Origin of the sequence: Paenibacillus sp. LHD-117 (assembly GCF_030929555.1) — a bacterium.
Taxonomy (GTDB): Bacteria; Bacillota; Bacilli; order Paenibacillales; family Paenibacillaceae; genus Pristimantibacillus.
The window spans coordinates 1-17,848 of sequence record NZ_JAVFVT010000008.1; the positions used below are offsets into that span (position 1 = coordinate 1).

Below are 17,848 nucleotides of genomic sequence, written 5' to 3' on the forward strand. Positions count from 1 at the left end.
GTTTTGCAAGCCTTATTTCCGCATACTGGCCCAAGATTCTCTCCATGACCATGTGGCCGGTTTATTCAAGCATAAATTCTCACAATTACCGGTTAATCTCATGAACTGCATAAGTCATGAAAAATGAATATTAATGAAGTATATGGAGCTCATGCCAAAATCTTTGAGGTTAGAGATATTTACTCCATCATACGAGAATTTCCGGCCTATTATAAATATCTCTTTTAGCATGTCTAGTCGAATCCTTTATTTTCTTTTCAAGGCAGCCTCTTTCCTTCACGGATAGAGGTTTTTTGGCGTGCTGCGGGTTAGATCGGATTTAAGAAGAGTGCTAGTTATAAACGAAAGAGAATAACCATAGATATGGGGAACAAGCATCCAATCGTCCAAGCTGAGGGCGCGGGCGTTCAACCTTGCGAAGAGGAGATGACGGGGTGGCGGAAGAGGCAAAAGAGATCGTGAAATTAAAGAACTTGATCGACGGCAAATGGGTGGAATCGGTCTCATCCCGATACGAGGAGGTGATCAATCCGGCTACCGGGGAAGTGATCGCTCTCGTACCGCTTTCCACCGAAGAGGATTTCCGGGCGGCTGCGGATGCAAGCGAGAAAGCGTTTCGGAGCTGGAGAAAAACGCCGGTACCGCGAAGGGCGCGCATCCTATTTCGTTACCAGCAGCTCCTTATCGAGCATTGGGAACCGTTAGCAAGACTGATAACGACAGAGAACGGCAAAAGCTACGAGGACGCGCATGGGGAAGTGATGCGCGGCATCGAGTGCGTGGAATTCGCCGCAAGCGCTCCGACTCTGATGATGGGGAGCCAGCTCCCGGATATCGCTACCGACATCGAATCGGGCATGTTCCGGTATCCGCTGGGGGTCGTCGGAGGCATAACGCCGTTTAATTTCCCGATGATGGTGCCATGCTGGATGTTTCCGCTGGCGATTGCCTGCGGCAATACGTTTGTGCTGAAGCCATCCGAACGAACGCCGCTGCTTGCCGCTAGACTAGCGGAGCTGTTCATGGAGGCCGGACTTCCGGCCGGCGTTCTCAGCCTTGTACACGGGGCGCATGATGTGGTGAATGCCATGCTGAGAGACGAGCGTATCAAAGCGGTTTCCTTCGTCGGCTCGCAGCCGGTAGCGGAATATGTGTACACGACCGCAGCCTCTCATGGCAAACGCGTCCAAGCGCTGGCCGGCGCCAAAAACCACTCGATCGTCATGCCGGATGCGGACCTCGACTACACGGTTCGGAACGTGATCTCCGCCGCGTTCGGCTCGGCAGGCGAACGCTGCATGGCTTGTTCCGTCGTCGTTGCCGTAGGAGACATCGCGGACGAGCTGGTGAGGCGCCTCGTTCAAGCGGCCGACGGGATAAGGATCGGCAGCGGCCTGGATCCCGGGGTTACCCTCGGTCCGGTCATCCGCGAGGGCAATAAGAGTCGCACGGTCCGTTACATTGAGACGGGGGAAGAGGAGCAGGCCAAGCTGGTGCGGGACGGGAGACAGGATGCGGCGTTTCAGGGCGAAGGTTACTTTATCGGTCCCACCATCTTCGATAACGTCAAACCCGGCATGAAGCTTTGGACGGACGAAATATTCGCTCCGGTTCTCTCGGTCGTCAGGGTCCAAAGCTTGGATGAGGCGATCGAGGTGACGAACTTATCCGAGTTCGCGAACGGAGCTTGCCTATACACCGACAGCGCCAAAGCGATCCGACGGTTCCGCGAAGAAATCGATGCGGGCATGCTCGGCATCAATCTGGGCGTACCGGCTCCCATGGCGTTTTTCCCGTTCTCTGGCTACAAAAAATCGTTTTACGGCGATTTGCACGCGAACGGCCGCGACGGGGTGGAGTTCTATACGAGGAAAAAAATGGTGACGGCCCGATACTAGCGCGAAGATAGGAGGCAGCATCCGATGCGACATTCGGACGATGAGATCAAGTCGCTGACCGAGAAGGACCGCAACAATGTATGGCATCCCATGACGCCGTACAAGCAGAACGCGCAGCCTATGATCGTGACGGAAGGAAAGGGCTCGTGGATTACCGATATCGACGGAAACCGGTATCTCGACGCGATGTCCGGCCTTTGGTGCGTCCAAGCCGGTTACGGCAGGGAAGAGCTGGCTGCCGCCGCTTACGAGCAATTAAAGACATTGCCCTATTATCCGCTGACGCAGAGCCATCTTCCGGCCATACGTCTGGCGGAGAAGCTGAACGAGTGGCTGGAAGAAGACTACGTCATTTTTTTCTCCAACAGCGGTTCCGAAGCGAACGAGGTTGCTTTCAAAATCGCGCGGCAATACCAGCGGCAGATCGGCGAGAACGGCCGCTATAAGTTTATTTCGCGGTATCGCGCCTACCACGGCAATTCCTTCGGGGCGCTGGCGGCATCGGGACAGGCGCAGCGGAAGTACATGTATGAGCCGCTCGCGGACGGTTTCCTGCATGTAGCGCCTCCGGACGGTTATCGACGCCCAGCGGGGCAATCGGTGGAAGACTTTAACCTGCAAAAGGCGCAAGCGATCGAAGACATGATCATTTGGGAAGGCAAGGAATCGATCGCCGCCGTCATTATGGAACCGGTTATTACCGGAGGCGGCGTGATCGTGCCGCATCAGGTCTACATGGACCGCGTGCAGGAAATTTGCCGTCAGCACGGGGTGCTGCTCATCGTCGACGAGGTGATATGCGGCTTCGGCCGGTCCGGCAGGAGGTTCGGCCACCACAATTACGGCATCAAGCCGGATATCGTAACGATGGCCAAAGGCATGACGAGCGGTTATCTCCCGCTTGCCGCAACCGCCGTCCGCCAAGACATCTATGATGCGTTCAAGCAATCGGGCGCTTACAGCCACTTGCGCCATATCAATACCTTTGGAGGAAATCCGGCAGCCTGCGCGCTTGCGCTGGCGAATCTGGAGATTCTCGAGAAGGAAAACCTGATCGAACGATCCCGGCTAATGGGGGAACGGTTGGCGGAAGCAATGAAAGAGCTTCTGGAGCATCCTCTTGTCGGGGATATTCGCTCCTTCGGTTTTTTGATGGGGATCGAATTGGTCGAAGACAAGGAGACGAAACGTCCCGCATCTCTCGAAGTCATCGGCAAGATCATGGCGGATTGCAAAGCGGCGGGTTTAATTATTGGGAAAAACGGCGAAACGGTAGCCGGCTTCAATAACGTGCTGACCCTATGTCCGCCACTGTCATCGACCGACGAAGACCTGGACTTTATCGTAAATCGAATCAAGAGCGTGCTGGAGAACAGTTAAATAGCGTGCAATAGCGTGATCAAAAGTGCACTTTTTGAACTACCATTAAAGGAGGAAGATGCAAATGGTTCAACAAAGCCGACTGGCCAGCATTTCCCCCGAAACGTTCCAAGCGAATTTCGCCGAAGCGGTAGCGGGATTGTCGCCGAAAGCGGCCATGGAAGAATCGAATCGATGTTTGTACTGTTATGATGCTCCTTGCATCAAGGCTTGTCCGACGGGCATTAACATTCCTTCTTTCATTAAGCGAATAGCGACAGGCAATATGAAAGGTTCGGCCAAAACGATCATGGAATCCAATCCGGTCGGCGCCAGCTGCGCGCGCGTATGCCCGACCGAAGAGCTGTGCGAAGGCGCATGCGTGCTGAACGATACCGGCTCGAAGCCCATCATGATCGGACTGCTTCAGCGGTACGCAACCGATTGGCTGATCCAAAGCGGACAGTCGCTGTTCGCTGCGGGGCCGGCTAACGGCTTCCGGGCGGCCGTCGTCGGCGGAGGTCCGGCAGGCCTGTCTGCCGCACGCGAACTGGCTAGAAGCGGATTCGCGGTTACGGTCTTCGAAGCGAAGCCGCTTGCCGGCGGACTGAACACCCATGGCATCGTATCCTTCCGCTTGCCGATGCCGGTTTCCCTGTGGGAGGTTGAACAGGTGAAGAAGCTCGGCGTGGACATTCGGACCGGCGTCAAGATCGGGGTCGACATAACGGCCGAACAAATCGTGAATGATTACGACGCGGTCGTATTGGCGGTGGGGATGGGACAAGTGCCTTCCCTTGGCATCGAGGGAGAATCGCTGGCCGGCGTTTACGATGCCATCGCCTTCATCGAAAACACGAAGAAGGATACGCTTCCGATTGCCCTCTCCGGCGCCAAGGTAGCCGTGATCGGAGCAGGCAACACGGCCATCGATGCCGCGACTTGCTCGGTGCGGCTCGGCGCAGAGAACGTCAAGATCGTCTACCGCCGCGCGAAGGAACAAATGACGGCTTATCCGTTCGAATACGAATTCGCGAAGCAGGACGGCGTCGAATTCGGTTGGATGACGATGCCGAAGCGAATCATTGGCGACGACGCGGGGAAAGTGACCCATCTGGAATGCGTTAAAATGCAGTTTTCTAGCGAAGTTGGCAAGGACGGTAGACCGGTGCCGCAGCCGATAGAGGGTTCCGAATTTCTGATGGAAGTCGATGCGGTCGTGCTGGCAATCGGCCAGAAGCGCCAAGTCGGACTGATCGAGGCCTTCGGGCTGAAGCACGACCGGGGCGTCGTCAAGATCGATCCGGCGACGCGAGTCACATCCCATCCGAAGATTTATGCGGCAGGGGATGTGGCGTTCGGATCGGGAGGAGGAGAGGCGATGGTCGTATCGGCCGCCCAGCAAGGCAAAGAGGCGGCCGCCGCCATCACCCGCCGGTTCGCCTCCAGATCCAATGAAGCTTCTTAATTGACGAATCGATAGGGAGGGGAGAGGAGTATGGCAGATCTTCGCATGAGCTTAGCCGGCATCGAGGCACCGAATCCGTTCTGGCTGGCGTCGGCGCCGCCGACGAATACGGGTTATCAAGTGCAGCGCGCTTTCGAAGCGGGATGGGGCGGAGCCGTTTGGAAGACGCTCGGAGATCCGATTATCAACACGTCCTCCCGTTTCGCCGCCGTTCACTTCGGCGGGAGGCGGGTGGCCGGCTTTAACAATATCGAGCTGATCACCGATCGGCCTTTGGAAGTAAATCTGAAGGAAATATACGAAACGAAAAAAAGATTCCCGAAGCATGCGCTCGTCGTATCGCTGATGGTAGAGCCGAAACGAGAGAAGTGGCATGAAATCGTGAAGCGAGTCGAAGCGATAGGGGTAGACGGGTTGGAGCTGAACTTCGGCTGTCCCCACGGCATGGCGGAGCGGGGGATGGGTTCGGCGTCCGGCCAGCAGCCCGATCTGGTGGAAATGCAGACGTATTGGGTGAAGGAGGTTGCCGCGACGCCTGTTATCGTCAAGTTGACGCCGAACATTACGGATATTACCGTGATGGCCCGCCATGCCGTTTTGGGCGGGGCGGACGCGATCAGTCTGATCAATACGATCAACAGTTTGGCGGGCGTCAACCTCGCCACCTGGCATACGATTCCCCACGTTGCAGGCAAAGGCGCGCACGGAGGGTACTGCGGTCCGGCCGTCAAGCCGATCGCGCTCAGCATGGTGGCGGAATGCGCCAAAGATCCGGCCGTCGGCGTTCCGATCTCCGGAATCGGAGGTGTCTCCAGCTGGCAGGACGCAGCCGAATTCATGCTGATGGGCGCGAGCGGGGTGCAAGTGTGTACGGCGGCGATGCATCATGGCTTCCGCATCGTCGAGGAGATGATCGACGGGCTTACCCACTATTTGGATGATAAAGGACTTTCTTCGGTTCAGGAGCTTGTTGGCAGAAGCGTGGAGAAGTATTCCAAATGGGGGGATCTCGATCTCAGCTATCGCGTTGTCGCGCGAATCAACGAAGACACGTGCATTAACTGCAATAAATGCCATATCGCATGCGAGGACACTTCGCATCAATGTATCGACATGCTTAATGCCGAGGATGGGACTCCCTTCTTGAAAGTGCGGGAGGAGGATTGCGTGGGCTGCAATCTGTGCTCCATCGTGTGCCCCGTCGAAGGCGCCATCGAGATGGTCGAGGTGGAAAGCGGGCTTTCGCCGATGACCTGGAACGAGCGGGAGGCGGCGCTGTCCAAGCTGAATGCAACTTCATTCGAAGCGGGGTGAGCGAACCATGAAGAAGCTAATCCGAAACGGTCAAATCGTGACCGCGGCCGATACGTACGTCGGCGATGTATTGATCGAGAACGGCGTCATCGCGATGATCGGCGCCAGCTTGCAGGCCGAGGATGCCGAAATCATCGACGCGACGGGATGTTATGTGTTTCCTGGAGGGGTTGATCCTCATACCCATCTGGATATGCCGTTCGGCGGCACGGTGACAAGAGACGACTTCGAGTCCGGCACGATCGCTGCCGCCTACGGAGGCACGACGACCATCATCGACTTCTGCTTAACCGCCAAGGGCAGGCCGCTGTCCGAGTCGGTGCAAACCTGGCATGCCAAAGCGGCTGGGAAATCGGCCATCGACTACGGCTTTCATTTGATGGTATCCGAAATCAACGATGACGTCTTGAGCGAGCTTCCGCAAATCATCGAGCAAGAAGGCATTACGTCGCTGAAGGTGTTCATGGCGTACAAAAACGTGCTTCAAGCCGATGACGCCACGCTCTTCAAGACGCTGCTCGCGGCCAAAACGCACGGAGCGCTCGTCATGGTTCACGCCGAGAATGGCGACGTGATCGAACATTTGACGGAGGTGGCATTGGCGGGGGGCCACACGGAGCCGATCTACCATGCCTTGACGAGGCCGGCGGCGGCGGAGGGAGAAGCGACGGGCAGGGCGGCTTATTTGACCGAGCTCGCGGATTCCCAGCTTTACGTCGTGCATGTGACTTGCGCGGAAGCGGCTTGGCGTATCGCTGAGGCTCGGAAGAAAGGGCTGAACGTGTTCGGCGAGACATGCCCGCAATATTTGGTGCTGGATCAATCGTATTTGGAGAAGCCGGATTTCGAAGGCGCCAAGTATGTGTGGTCTCCCCCGCTGAGGGAGAAGTGGAATCAAGACGTCTTGTGGGATCTGCTCCGAAACGGGCAGCTGCAGACGATCGGTTCGGATCAGTGCTCATTCGATTTTAAGGGCCAGAAGGAGCTTGGACTCTCGGATTTCACGAAAATACCGAACGGCGGCCCGATGATCGAAGACCGGTTCGCGATCCTTTATTCGGAGGGTGTCGGGAAGGGAAGAATATCCATCCATCAATTCGTGGATATCATCTCGACGGCAAGCGCCAAGCTGTTCGGATTATTCCCTAAGAAGGGGACGATCGCGATAGGCAGCGACGCGGATATCGTTATTTTTGACCCGAAATCGGAGCGCGTCATCTCGGCGGAAACCCATCACATGAAAGTGGATTACAACGCCTTCGAAGGAATGACCGTAACAGGAGAGCCGATATCCGTTATGATCCGGGGAGAGTTCGTCATTCGGGACAAACAGTTCGTAGGCAAACCCGGCTACGGACAATATTTGCGCCGCGCGCGGTTCGAACCGTTGAAACGGGGAGCGGTCAACAAGTCTTGAAGGAGGATGATCGATGTCGAGCTGGGCGGACTATTTGGATGAGAAACAGCGGATCGATGCTTTCGCTGATCAAGGCTACGCAATTATCGGCATAAGGGAGCATCTGGACGGAATGGATGTGTTATGGAGCTCCGAACAAGGAACGGAGCTGCTGATCGTCGTCAGCGCGGATGCCAGAAAATATGTGTCCAGCCTTATCATTGCCCGTCTTCTTGATTAAACGGATGATTATGAAGAAAGAAGGCTGCCCTTCCGGTAGAAGAATCTACCGTGGGGCAGCCTTTTCTCAATCCAGGATGGCCATAACCGTTTCGAGCAGCACGTTCGCTCCCTTGGCGCAGTCCTCGTAAGGAGTAAGCTCTTCTTCGCAGTGGCTTTTTCCGTTCACGCTGGGGACGAAGATCATGGCTGACGGAAGAAAGCTTGCCGTGAACTGGGCGTCGTGGCCCGCGCCGCTGACCATCCTTCGGTATGAATAGCCTAACGCGCGCGCCGATTGTTCAATGCGGGAGCATAGGTCCGGGTCGAACCATACGGTGTTGCGGCTCCATAATTTAGAGATGCGGATCGTGCAGCCGCCATCGCCGGCCCCGTTGTTTAAGCCCGCGATGATACGCTCGACTTCGCGGAGGATGTCTTCGTTCTTATGTCTGGCTTCGATCGTGAACACGACTTTATTCGGAATGACGGTATGGATGTTCGGATACACTTGGACTCGGCCCATCGTGTAGACGAGCTCGCCGTCGCCCAGCAGATCAAGCTGGCGGCGCAGCTCGCTAACGCGATCATTGGCCTCGAAGAAAGCGTCTTTCCGCATCGTCATGGGCGTCGTTCCGGCATGGTTGGATTCGCCAGTTATTTCGATTTCGTAGCAGACCATGCCGACCACGCATTCAACAACGCCGATGGATAAACCTTCTTGATCGAGACAAGGACCTTGTTCGATATGAAGCTCCAGATAAGCCGTAGCTTCGGCGATCCGGTTCGCGATAGAGCCCTCGTATCCGCTTGCCTTTAACGCGGCTTCAAACGAAACGCCTTCGGAATCCGTTTTGTTCAGCATCGAGGACTTCTCGAATTTCCCAGAAAGGACGCCCGAGGCCATCATCGAAGGCTCAAACCGGGCGCCTTCTTCATTGGTGAAGTTCACGATCGTAATGGGGAAGCACGGCTTCACTTCATGCTCGATCAACGTTCTTACGACTTCAAGGCCTGCGATCACGCCCAACACGCCGTCGAACCGCCCGCCCTTCTTCACGGAATCGAGATGCGATCCCATCACGATGGGAGGGGCGTCCTGCACGCCTGCCAGCGTTGCACAGACGTTACCCATGTCGTCCGATTCGACGGTCATCCCAATCTCTTCGCAGCAGGCGCGGAAGGTATCGCGGGCGAGAATGTCTTCTTTCGTCAGAGCTAGCCGGGTAACGCCGTTGTTATCCGTCCCGCCGATTTGCGCGAACGTATCGAGCGTCTCTCTCAGCCTGCCAGCGTTAACGAGTAACGGTTGTCGACGCATCCTCATCACCTTTTTCCCAACGATTGAAGCCAAAATGCACTTCTACTTTATCTTATTAGCTGCGTCACCAATTATTGCCCGACACCGGATTAATGAATATCGAAAGGCTTAAGAATAATGGTATAATCAATAGAGAAGGCAATGAGCGGAACAGATAATACCGTGAGATTAAGGGGGACTATTCAATGGCCAAAAAAATCGATAAGAACACCACAGATGCAATTAGGAAGTTACTTAAACAATATGATGTTAATGAAAGTGATTGTATTGTAATTGATTTGAAGAACAGCATGATCAGTGAATACGATGAAGTTGATATATCGGATCTTATGAACGTGAGAGGCACGATTTCGGATGACCGCGCGAAAGAATGGCTGAAGGAAAGCGAAGAGATGCGAAGAGAATGGTAAAGAAGGGGGTAATACTCGATACCAATATCGCTATCGGATTGTTAAATGATAACCGTACGATAGTTCAAACGATACTAAACCTTCAAAAAAGCGGTTACGATTTTTATTTTTCCGTCATCACAAAGTGCGAATTGCTTAGCGGAGTGAAAAACGATATAGAATGGAAAGCTGTTCAAAATATTGGAGTGAACCGTTTCATCGATGTAAATAATGATATTGCCACGATTGCCGGGAATTTGAGAATGGAACAGCGGAAAGAATCGAATCGGAATGTGAAAGCGCCGGATTCATTAATTGTTGCTACTGCCGTTCATAAAAAGTACGATATTTACACGCTTGATAAGGGTATGCGTTTTGCAGAACAATATGGCATTAACATCATTAATTCAATTGAGATTTGAACGAATAATTTAATATGCTCAAACAGCTTACCCGGTCATCCGAGTAAGCTGTTTGTTGTTTAAATGGCGCAGTGTTACCTCACCAATTATTGCCCGATACCCGATTCACGATAAAGTTCGGGCATCCGCTCTCGCCGTAGATCGCTTGAACGCCGGGGTTGTTGATCTTCACGTTCGTGAAGCTCGCTCCGCCGACAGCCGGTCCTTGGCCTTGCTCGGCGCGTACGACGAGCTTGATGCCGTAACGCGTCGGGTTGTTGATGTTGACGTTCTCGACCCGAACGTTCTGCATCGCGAGGTTCTCCGGAGACTTCGTTTGGAACATGAGGCCGTAGTAGACCGGATTGTTGATGTCCACGTTTTTCAGCAGGATGTTCTTGAATGTCCGGTCGCCGCCGAAGAACCAGACCGCGCCGAAGTTCTGGTACTCGTTAATTTTGTCGTCTGCGCCGACGCTGGTCCAGAAATCGCCGCCCGTCCGGTCGAGCGTAACGCCGTCGATGACGGTGTCTTGGTCGCCGAATCCGAGCGTGTTGTAGCCGAAGCTGAGGCTGCTGATCGTGAGGCCCGGATACGTCAGCGTGTCGGCGCCGTACAGATTCTGGTACAGGTTGCCCGAGCCGCCGTATACGGCGAATGCCGCCGCGCGTCTGACGTTGGTTGCCGTCAAGTTAGTGTACTGGTTGCCCACGTTGTAGGAACCGCCTGCATCTACCGCGCTGAACAAGGCGAAAGCGTCGTCGCCTGCTCCTCTGGAATAGTTGTTGTCGATGACGTTATAGGAAGAGCCGTTCGTCATGTTGATGCCGTCCGCGAACGTATTTTTGATCCGGTTGTCTTTGAACGTGTTGTAAGAAGAGTTGACTCCCCAATAGAGGCAGACGAAGTGCTCCGCCCAGACGTTCTGGACCGTTACATTTTGCATGCCGTTGCCGTCGATGAATTTGCCCGGCCCGTCGACGCGGTAAATATAGTTGCCCCAAGCCGACAAATCCTTGATCGTCGATCCGTTAGCCGCCGAGCTGATGTTAAAGCCGACGTCGGTATTGCTTTGGTTTTGCGGCGCGACCAGCTTGGTATGCCATGGTCCTGCGCCGATGATCTCGGTGGCGCGGCCATAGAGGAAGATCTTGCTATTGATGGCCCATTCGCCGGCAGGAATGAAAATGCCTTTTTTCGTGGCATCCTGCCTGAATTCGTTCAGCGCTTGTTCAATGGACTTCGTAGCGGAAACTTGCACGTATTTGCTCGGATCCGGGTTTGTTGCCGCGGGAGCGACATTCTCTGTTTCGATCATGTCGACATAGATCCATGGCACGTCGCCGGCATCTTTTTGGATCCGGATTTTTGTTCCGACAGGGTACACTTGGTCAAGCATGAGCTGGGAATCTTCATAGAGCCAGTAAGCCGTTAAACCGGCGCCGGGAGCATTGTCGTAGCCGAGTCGTCCAAGCGTGCTTGGCGTCGCGTACAAGTAGGAGAACTTGGACGTGACCGTGAAGTTGCCTTTATCTACTCCGTCCGCATAGACGCTGACCGTTCCGGTCGTATTCTCCGCAACAGCGTTGCGAAGAACGAATGCGTTGGCCGGGGAAGTGAGCGTAAACTCCACGTATTCACCAGTCGCGTCCAGATGAACGGCGGAACGTCCGGAAGCTTCTCCCGCATAGTCGCCGGGTTTGAAGTTAGGCGCCAGCTTGGTGCCGTTCGTCGCGTTTCCGGTGGATTCTGCTTCCATGACCGTGAACGGCATGTTCGCGCCGCGTCCGGCGTACAAGCTTACCGTGTTCGTATTGTTGGTTTGTTTGATGGCGACTTCGTTGCCGTCGGCCGCGACGGACGAAGTAACCGAATAGCTGCCGTTGACCGCCGTCCATGTTCCGACGTTCACGTTAACGGATTGGCCCACGGCGAGCGCGCCGCTGTACGATCCGGTGAGCGTTTGGATCGTGGCGCCTGCGGCATTCTTCAGCACGACCGTGATCGGATGGGCGCCGCCCGCGGATGCGATGTTGCCTTGGTTTTTGAGATTAACGGTGAACGTGACCGTGTTGCCGCCGCTCGGATTGCTTGGATTCCAAGTCGTCGTCGCGATCAGATCGGAGCTGGATACGGGAGCGACGGTAAGCGATGCCGGGTTCACGTAGCTGTTATTGGTCTCGTTCTGCTCGATGACCGCGTTGCCTTCGTCGATCTTGGCGCTTACGGCATATGTGCCGGCATTCTTGGCGCCGATATTGACCGTCGCGGTTATTGTTGCGCCGGCAGATAATGCGCCTACCGTCGCGAAGCCGACAAGCTCGCTTCCAAGATAATAGTTGACCGTAGTAGCGGGAGAGCTGGTGTTGCCGATATTTTGAACAGTGGCGTTCAGCGTGATCGCGCTTGTCTCGACCGGAGAAGCGGGCGTCCAGGACATGCCGCTAATCGTCAGATCAGGGTTCGGAGCAGGGCTGCCATATACCTCGAACTCGGCGACTTGGCCTGCCGGAGCGCCGGAATTGGCGGTGATGTTCAGCTGCACTTGCTTCGCCGTGGCCGTGACCGGAATCGTTACATTGTTGCCGGTGGCTGGGTTAAACGTATAGGACTGGGCAGCAACCAGATTGTTGAACGCGGACGACGTCTGGGTGTTGCCGAGTACTTGAATCGTTTGGGTACGCGTGCTCCACTCGGTGGCCGGGTTCAGCTTCACGACGATCGACGTGATGTTGTAGTTGGCGCCGAGATCGACGGTCAATTGGCTGGAACTGCTGCCGCCTTCCCAGTAGGTAGCCGTATTGCCGTCGTTGGCGTTCGTTGCTACATAAGTATGAATGATGGAAGATGCCGTGATGGGTTTGTTCAACGCGATATTGCCGCCAGGCGTAGGCGTTGGAGTAGCTGTCGGTGTAGGTGTAGGTGTAGGTGTAGGTGTTGCCGTAGGTGTCGGTGTAGGTGTTGCGGTAGGCGTTGGTGTAGGTGTGGCTGTAGGAGTTGGAGTAGGCGTAGAGTTGAATGTTACCGTGATTTGGTCGAGATTGACGTTACCGGTATCGCCCGCGTCGTACTTGTAGGCGATGGTGTTACTGCCGGCGTTCAGCGTCAGTGTTTCGGTTTTCGTGCCCCAAGTATCCCAGTTGGCAAGCGAGTTCAGCGTAGTCTGGCGGATCTTGGCGCCATTGACGTAGACGCTGAGCGTGCGGGCATCGCCCATGGCGTTCGCGTATTTCAAAGCCACGTCGTAGTTGCCGGCCGAAGCCGCGTTCACGGTGAAGGTCGTCGTGGCGCCCTGTGTCCAGTAGCCGTCAACGAAGCCCGACCCGGAGAAGCCAGCATGGTCCGTGTTCACTTTGGCTCCGGATGTCAACGAGGCGCTTTCCGCTTGATAAGTACCCGTCGGTGTTGGAGTCGGAGTAACCGTAGGTGTAGGGGTAGGCGTTACGGTCGAGCCGTAGATCTCGAATTCGGAAATTTGTCCGGCTTGCCAGCCTGTGTTGGCCGTTATGTTCAGCCGAACATAGCGGGTGCTGGCAGCGGCAAAATTGATCGTCACCGTGTTATTGCTCACCGCCGGATTAAACGTATAGGCGGCGGAGCCGACGATGTTGGTGAACGAAGAGCCGTTCGTGCTGCCTTGCACGGTTAATGTTTGCGTGCGTGTGCCCCAGCCCGAGGGCAGCTTCAGCACGATCTGATCAATGCTGACGCTGGAGCCGAGATCAACCTGAATCCATTGCGGGAATGCGTTGTTGGTGCTCTCCCAATAGGTGCCCTGATTGTTGTCGTTGACGTTGCCGGCCGTGTAGACGTCGGCATGTCCGCTGGCCGTAACGGTCTTGCCCAAGGCGAGGTTAGGTCCGCCGGCGGCAGAAGCTGCGGGAGGGTATAGCGTAATCGGAGACAGTGCGATGACGAAAGCGAGAAACCAGATGACGTAAGGATTCCTTCTAACCAAAGCGTTCATGGATAACATTAAACATCCTCCTAGTCTATTCATTGCGACCCAATTAATGCGCTTTCAAAAAACAATGAAGCTGCCGTTTGTTTTTGATGATCACCCCCTAAATAAGCGCGCCAACTTCTTGCAGCAACCAGCGAGTTGCGGCATTTCTCGTATGCCCTTAGCTTAATGGAATTGTCCAATGGCATGAAGATGTATTCCTACGACGAATATGTGCAATCTTATGGTTCGTCACATTAACAATGCATATAGTAAAAAGTCCGGCCCTCCTCTCGTGCGAGAGGGGGGCCGGACTATCATCTAGACATGCTAATTAAGAATCGTATTATCGTGCAAAAGCAACTCTTCTTCCGTCGTCAGGTCGTTCTCGAGCGCACCCTCGCGAAGCTTCAGGTACAGCTCCGCTTTCGTGGCGTTGATATAAGGCAACACGAACAGGACGCCGACGAATAAAGCCAGAAAACCGAGCAGGATCCAACCGATGAAGCTGAGGTCGAGCACGAATATGCGGAATTTGTGGCCGCGCGTCATCTGGCTGCTTAGTCTGACCGCCCGCTTGTATCCGATGTTGGGGTTATCCGCGAGAATGTACGGCACCTGGCTGTACGCGTAGAATTTCACGATCCCCGGGATGATAAGCAGCAGATACCATAAGAAGTTCAGCAAACCTCGCCAGAACATCGTTTTGACGATATCCACGTATCGGCCCTTGCCGAAAGCGTAACCTAGATTGTTCAAATTCGCGTCTTGCTCTGCCGCTTGCTTGAAGTAGCGCATCGAACCGACCTCGAGCGGGGATAAGAGGAAGAACCGGAATGCCAGGCCGAATGCCAGCATGATCAAAAGGATAGCCCAAACGATCAACATATAGGGCTCCCAGAGGAAGCTCCAATCGATATCTACCGTTTCATATTCATAGTAGTCGGAATCCCATTCCGTTTCGAGCTCCGTATTGAGTTCGGAATCGAGCTCCGTACCGAGTTCTGAAGTCAGCTCGGAATCGATCTCCGTATCGAGCTCGGCCTCGTAGTTTAAATCATTTTCGTAATCATATTCGTTGCTGTAATCATAATCGTTACCGAAACCGTAATCGTCTGAATTCACGATCATATCAATGCTGAGCGAACCTGCATCATAGACGATGCTCGAGCCGCCGCTAGCACTGCTGCCAACGAAAATCAAGATGATGCTGACCAGGAAAGCCTTCCAATACGTTGTCCGCAGCACATCCTTGGCTCTACGTTTCAAATCTTTGCGTTTCCACATCCGAATCCCTCTTCCCATAAATACTCCGTTTCTCATCTTACAACGGATTTCATTCCGGTTGAAGTGATATTATTTGGAAAATATGAGCGATGGGATGCATATGTCGGCACTGCGCCCTATTTAATGCGGTAACGCCTGTCATTTCTGAGCTTAAAACAATGCTTCCAACCCAAGAAACTTTTTCTTGTATTTTACAGTCAATTAGAATGTGGGATACGGAGGAGGTTCGAATATGAGAAAAAACAAGTCCAAAAGTCAATTGAATCGTTCAGGCTGGCTCATTTCGCTTGTGCTGGTTGTGGTCATTCTTGTCGGAGCCGGTATTTGGTTAGGATTCCAGATCGAACTTACGAGCTCTGATGAAAGCATGCAGGGAGCTGTGAAGCCGAGCCCTACGAGCACGATTGAAGAATCGGTGAAACAGAAGCTGGCAGAAACGGCGGACGGACGATTAAAGCTTTATGCGGAGGAAGGGTCAGATAGCAATGGCGGTAATTCGTTCGTGTTTATCGAAGGGGAGAACGGTAAAATTCAAACGTTTGATTGGAAGTTAAACGGGGAGGCCAATCATGTGAATGCGTCAATGCATCTGTCCGACCTCAATCAAGATGATGTTGACGAGCTGGTTGTCATACGGAAAAACCTGAATTCGAGCGGCTCTACAGGACAAGAAGAGTTGCATGTGATCAACACCAAGGATTTAACCGAATACAAGCTTCCATCAGCAGCGGAATACATGAAACAGAACATAAAATCGCAAATTACTCCTCTCGACGGCTATGTGTGGATTAAGCTGACCGTTAACGAGCAACTATACGAGAAAATAATGGATGCCAAGCTAATGGCGAATTGGGGCCAAAACGTTGCTGCGAACGACTCGGTCACGTATACCGTTCAAGCGCAGCCGGATCGCACCTATGTAACCGCGGAGGTTATGGTCGGCGCCGGCGAGAAGCAAATCAAGCTCGGCACAGTGGAAGCAAACTACGGTCTATCCGCGCAAGGTGTCGTTCTGCAGGCGATCCATTTCAACGTCGAGCCTGAAGTGGAAGGCGAAATTCCGCTTCACGCGATCCAAGCGGGAGGCGATTATGTCTCGTTACGGGACTGGGATAACGAAAAAGATATTGCTGAGCTGCTCGGCAAGCCAATTGGCGAGACACACGAGCAGCTTGGACCGGATGCAGGTACCTTTAACGGCATGCACGTGAAGACGTTAACCTATGATGGGCTTGAACTAACCCTATATTCCCCTAAGGGGGATCGATATTATGTGGTCAACATGCGAGTTACAAATGATCGGTACGCGACTTCGTTGGGGATTCGCGTAGGAGATGTGGCGGAACGCGTAGAAGAGGTTTACCCTTACGTCGAGATTGCGTTGGACGGACGAACACCGCCACGCAACTTTACCTATGCGGTAGGCGAAGGGGACTACATCACTCTTTTTATCGATCTCAAAGACGGCATCGTGAACGAACTTTATTTTGAGTATTTGATTGATTAGTTGGTTCCAAACAAGCCCGGCTCGTTGCTCTACGAACTTCAGCGGCGTTATTTGCACCAATTGAGCTTCTACGAAGGAGAAAATGCTCATTTGGATGCGAATAACGCTGCTTGGGAGACTGTCGATGAATGGTGGGCAGCAACAAGCAGCTGCGTTGTTAGAGCTTCACAGTCGTTATTCCACAAAAATAAGGCAAGACGAAAGTCTGGTGGACACTCTCACCAATTTTCGCGTGATAACAAGGGTAAACGAATATAACGATCTAAAAAAACCGTTACCATTACGGTTGTTCTTAGCTGCTAACGGAAGCAGCTGCCGTTATTCGGCTGATTTTGTTCGATTTGAATAGCTAACGGAAGTACGGTACCTTATTAATGTTTTTCAGCCTGAAAAACGCCAATTTCAGTGGAATAGGTACTCATATTTCCGTTAGATTTCCACTAAAGCTCATAATCGCAGAATAAGAGCGCGGAGTTCCGTTAGATCAAATCGAATGGTTACGGCGATTTCGGAGCGATCTACGGTCTCATTCGATTCGTTAGCCTGCGAGGCCGATCAGCGGGGCTCCGAACGACCGATCAGCGCTGCCGTCCCCGCGATAATCCGCTCCAGGCCGAATTGATAAGCGTGTTCCGGGCTGTAGGCGCTCTGGTGCAGCTCGCCCGCGGCGTTGCCGACCCGGGAGGAGACCGGGAACCTGCTCCAATCCGCCATATTCTCCATCGCGGTCGAATATTCCAGCCACCATTCGTTATCGTCGATGCCCGATGTCTTCTGCGTGCGGTTCATGCTTGTCTGCAGCCTCGCGCAGCTTTCCACGTGCATGAGCAGGAGCGAGAGGGTGGAGTCCATCTCGATATCGGACAGGCCGATGCCGTCGAGGGCGCTCAGTTCCATTTCGTACTTCAGAACGATGTGGGGACCGAAAACGGGCCTTCTTCCGGACAACTCCGTAATCCAAGGGTGTTTGCCGAAGAGGGTCCAATTGGTTTTGGCAATGAAACGCATCGCTTCCCGCCAGTCTCCGCCGCATTCGGCGCGTATATCGTCGCAAGCGTAAAGGTTGGCTTGGGATTTGTCCAACATGAGTTCCAGCAGTTCGGACTTGCCGGGAACATACGTATAGAGGGACATCGCGCCTACTTCGAGCCGCTCCGCGACCTTGCGCATCGATAACTGCTCGATGCCGTTCTCGTCGGCCATGTCCATGCCTGCCGCCACGATCTTCTGAACGGTCAAGCCGCTGCGGCCGGGCACCGTTTGCGATCCCCACAATAAGCTCAAGCTTCGCGCGTAATCGTTTCCTGATTTGCTAGGACTCATCTGCAAGACTCCAATCCGAATGT

General features: G+C 53.9%; 14 protein-coding genes. 10 read left to right on the forward strand and 4 right to left on the reverse strand.

Annotated elements, in window-relative coordinates; genetic code table 11:
• Nucleotides 1-434 precede the first annotated feature (434 nt).
• The 6 genes from RB620_RS07825 (at nt 435) to RB620_RS07850 (ending at nt 7,676) form a co-directional block, all read left to right on the forward strand.
• Nucleotides 435-1,898: a CoA-acylating methylmalonate-semialdehyde dehydrogenase gene (locus RB620_RS07825; RefSeq protein ID WP_308093255.1), complete on the forward strand. Its 1,464-nt coding sequence runs from the start codon at nt 435-437 to the stop codon at nt 1,896-1,898.
• Between the two features lie 24 nt (nt 1,899-1,922).
• Entirely contained in the window at nt 1,923-3,278 is a 1,356-nt protein-coding gene (locus RB620_RS07830) for an aspartate aminotransferase family protein (protein ID WP_308093256.1), read from the forward strand.
• A 64-nt stretch (nt 3,279-3,342) separates the two neighbouring features.
• Complete coding sequence (locus tag RB620_RS07835; RefSeq protein ID WP_308093258.1) at nt 3,343-4,725, forward strand: NAD(P)-dependent oxidoreductase; 1,383 nt, start codon at nt 3,343-3,345, stop codon at nt 4,723-4,725.
• A 30-nt stretch (nt 4,726-4,755) separates the two neighbouring features.
• Complete coding sequence (gene preA / locus RB620_RS07840) at nt 4,756-6,039, forward strand: NAD-dependent dihydropyrimidine dehydrogenase subunit PreA (protein ID WP_308093260.1); 1,284 nt, start codon at nt 4,756-4,758, stop codon at nt 6,037-6,039.
• A 7-nt stretch (nt 6,040-6,046) separates the two neighbouring features.
• Nucleotides 6,047-7,456: a dihydropyrimidinase gene (hydA, locus tag RB620_RS07845; RefSeq protein ID WP_308093262.1), complete on the forward strand. Its 1,410-nt coding sequence runs from the start codon at nt 6,047-6,049 to the stop codon at nt 7,454-7,456.
• Between the two features lie 13 nt (nt 7,457-7,469).
• A complete protein-coding gene (locus RB620_RS07850; RefSeq protein WP_308093264.1) occupies nt 7,470-7,676 on the forward strand; it encodes a hypothetical protein in 207 nt (68 codons plus the stop codon).
• 66 nt (nt 7,677-7,742) lie between these two features.
• Here RB620_RS07850 and RB620_RS07855 read toward each other — a convergent pair whose 3' ends face one another.
• Entirely contained in the window at nt 7,743-8,975 is a 1,233-nt protein-coding gene (locus RB620_RS07855; RefSeq protein WP_308093266.1) for a Zn-dependent hydrolase, read from the reverse strand.
• A gap of 185 nt (nt 8,976-9,160) precedes the next feature.
• Between RB620_RS07855 and RB620_RS07860 the strand changes: the two genes are divergently transcribed.
• Both RB620_RS07860 and RB620_RS07865 read left to right on the forward strand, forming a co-directional pair.
• On the forward strand, nt 9,161-9,385 hold the full coding sequence (locus RB620_RS07860) for a hypothetical protein (protein ID WP_308093268.1): 225 nt from the start codon (nt 9,161-9,163) through the stop codon (nt 9,383-9,385).
• On the forward strand, nt 9,379-9,786 hold the full coding sequence (locus RB620_RS07865; protein WP_308093269.1) for a PIN domain-containing protein: 408 nt from the start codon (nt 9,379-9,381) through the stop codon (nt 9,784-9,786). The genes RB620_RS07860 and RB620_RS07865 overlap by 7 nt, the downstream gene beginning before the upstream one ends.
• Nucleotides 9,787-9,865: 79 nt before the next feature.
• Here RB620_RS07865 and RB620_RS07870 read toward each other — a convergent pair whose 3' ends face one another.
• Together RB620_RS07870 and RB620_RS07875 are read right to left on the reverse strand one after the other, a co-directional pair.
• The gene (locus RB620_RS07870) at nt 9,866-13,732 is read right to left on the reverse strand and encodes a galactose-binding domain-containing protein (RefSeq protein ID WP_374121383.1); all 3,867 of its coding nucleotides are present in this window, start codon (nt 13,730-13,732) and stop codon (nt 9,866-9,868) included.
• Between the two features lie 306 nt (nt 13,733-14,038).
• Nucleotides 14,039-14,995 carry a DUF975 family protein gene (locus tag RB620_RS07875; protein ID WP_308093273.1) on the reverse strand — a complete coding sequence of 319 codons (957 nt, stop codon included), beginning with the start codon at nt 14,993-14,995 and terminating at the stop codon, nt 14,039-14,041.
• A 232-nt stretch (nt 14,996-15,227) separates the two neighbouring features.
• On the opposite strand from RB620_RS07875, the gene RB620_RS07880 reads away from it, so the two are divergent.
• Together RB620_RS07880 and RB620_RS07885 are read left to right on the forward strand one after the other, a co-directional pair.
• Entirely contained in the window at nt 15,228-16,502 is a 1,275-nt protein-coding gene (locus RB620_RS07880; protein ID WP_308093274.1) for a hypothetical protein, read from the forward strand.
• A gap of 124 nt (nt 16,503-16,626) precedes the next feature.
• Complete coding sequence (locus RB620_RS07885) at nt 16,627-16,851, forward strand: hypothetical protein (protein WP_308093276.1); 225 nt, start codon at nt 16,627-16,629, stop codon at nt 16,849-16,851.
• A 206-nt stretch (nt 16,852-17,057) separates the two neighbouring features.
• On the opposite strand, the gene RB620_RS07890 is transcribed toward RB620_RS07885, so the two are convergent.
• Nucleotides 17,058-17,825 carry a TetR/AcrR family transcriptional regulator gene (locus tag RB620_RS07890; protein WP_308093277.1) on the reverse strand — a complete coding sequence of 256 codons (768 nt, stop codon included), beginning with the start codon at nt 17,823-17,825 and terminating at the stop codon, nt 17,058-17,060.
• Between the last annotated feature and the right edge of the window lie 23 nt (nt 17,826-17,848).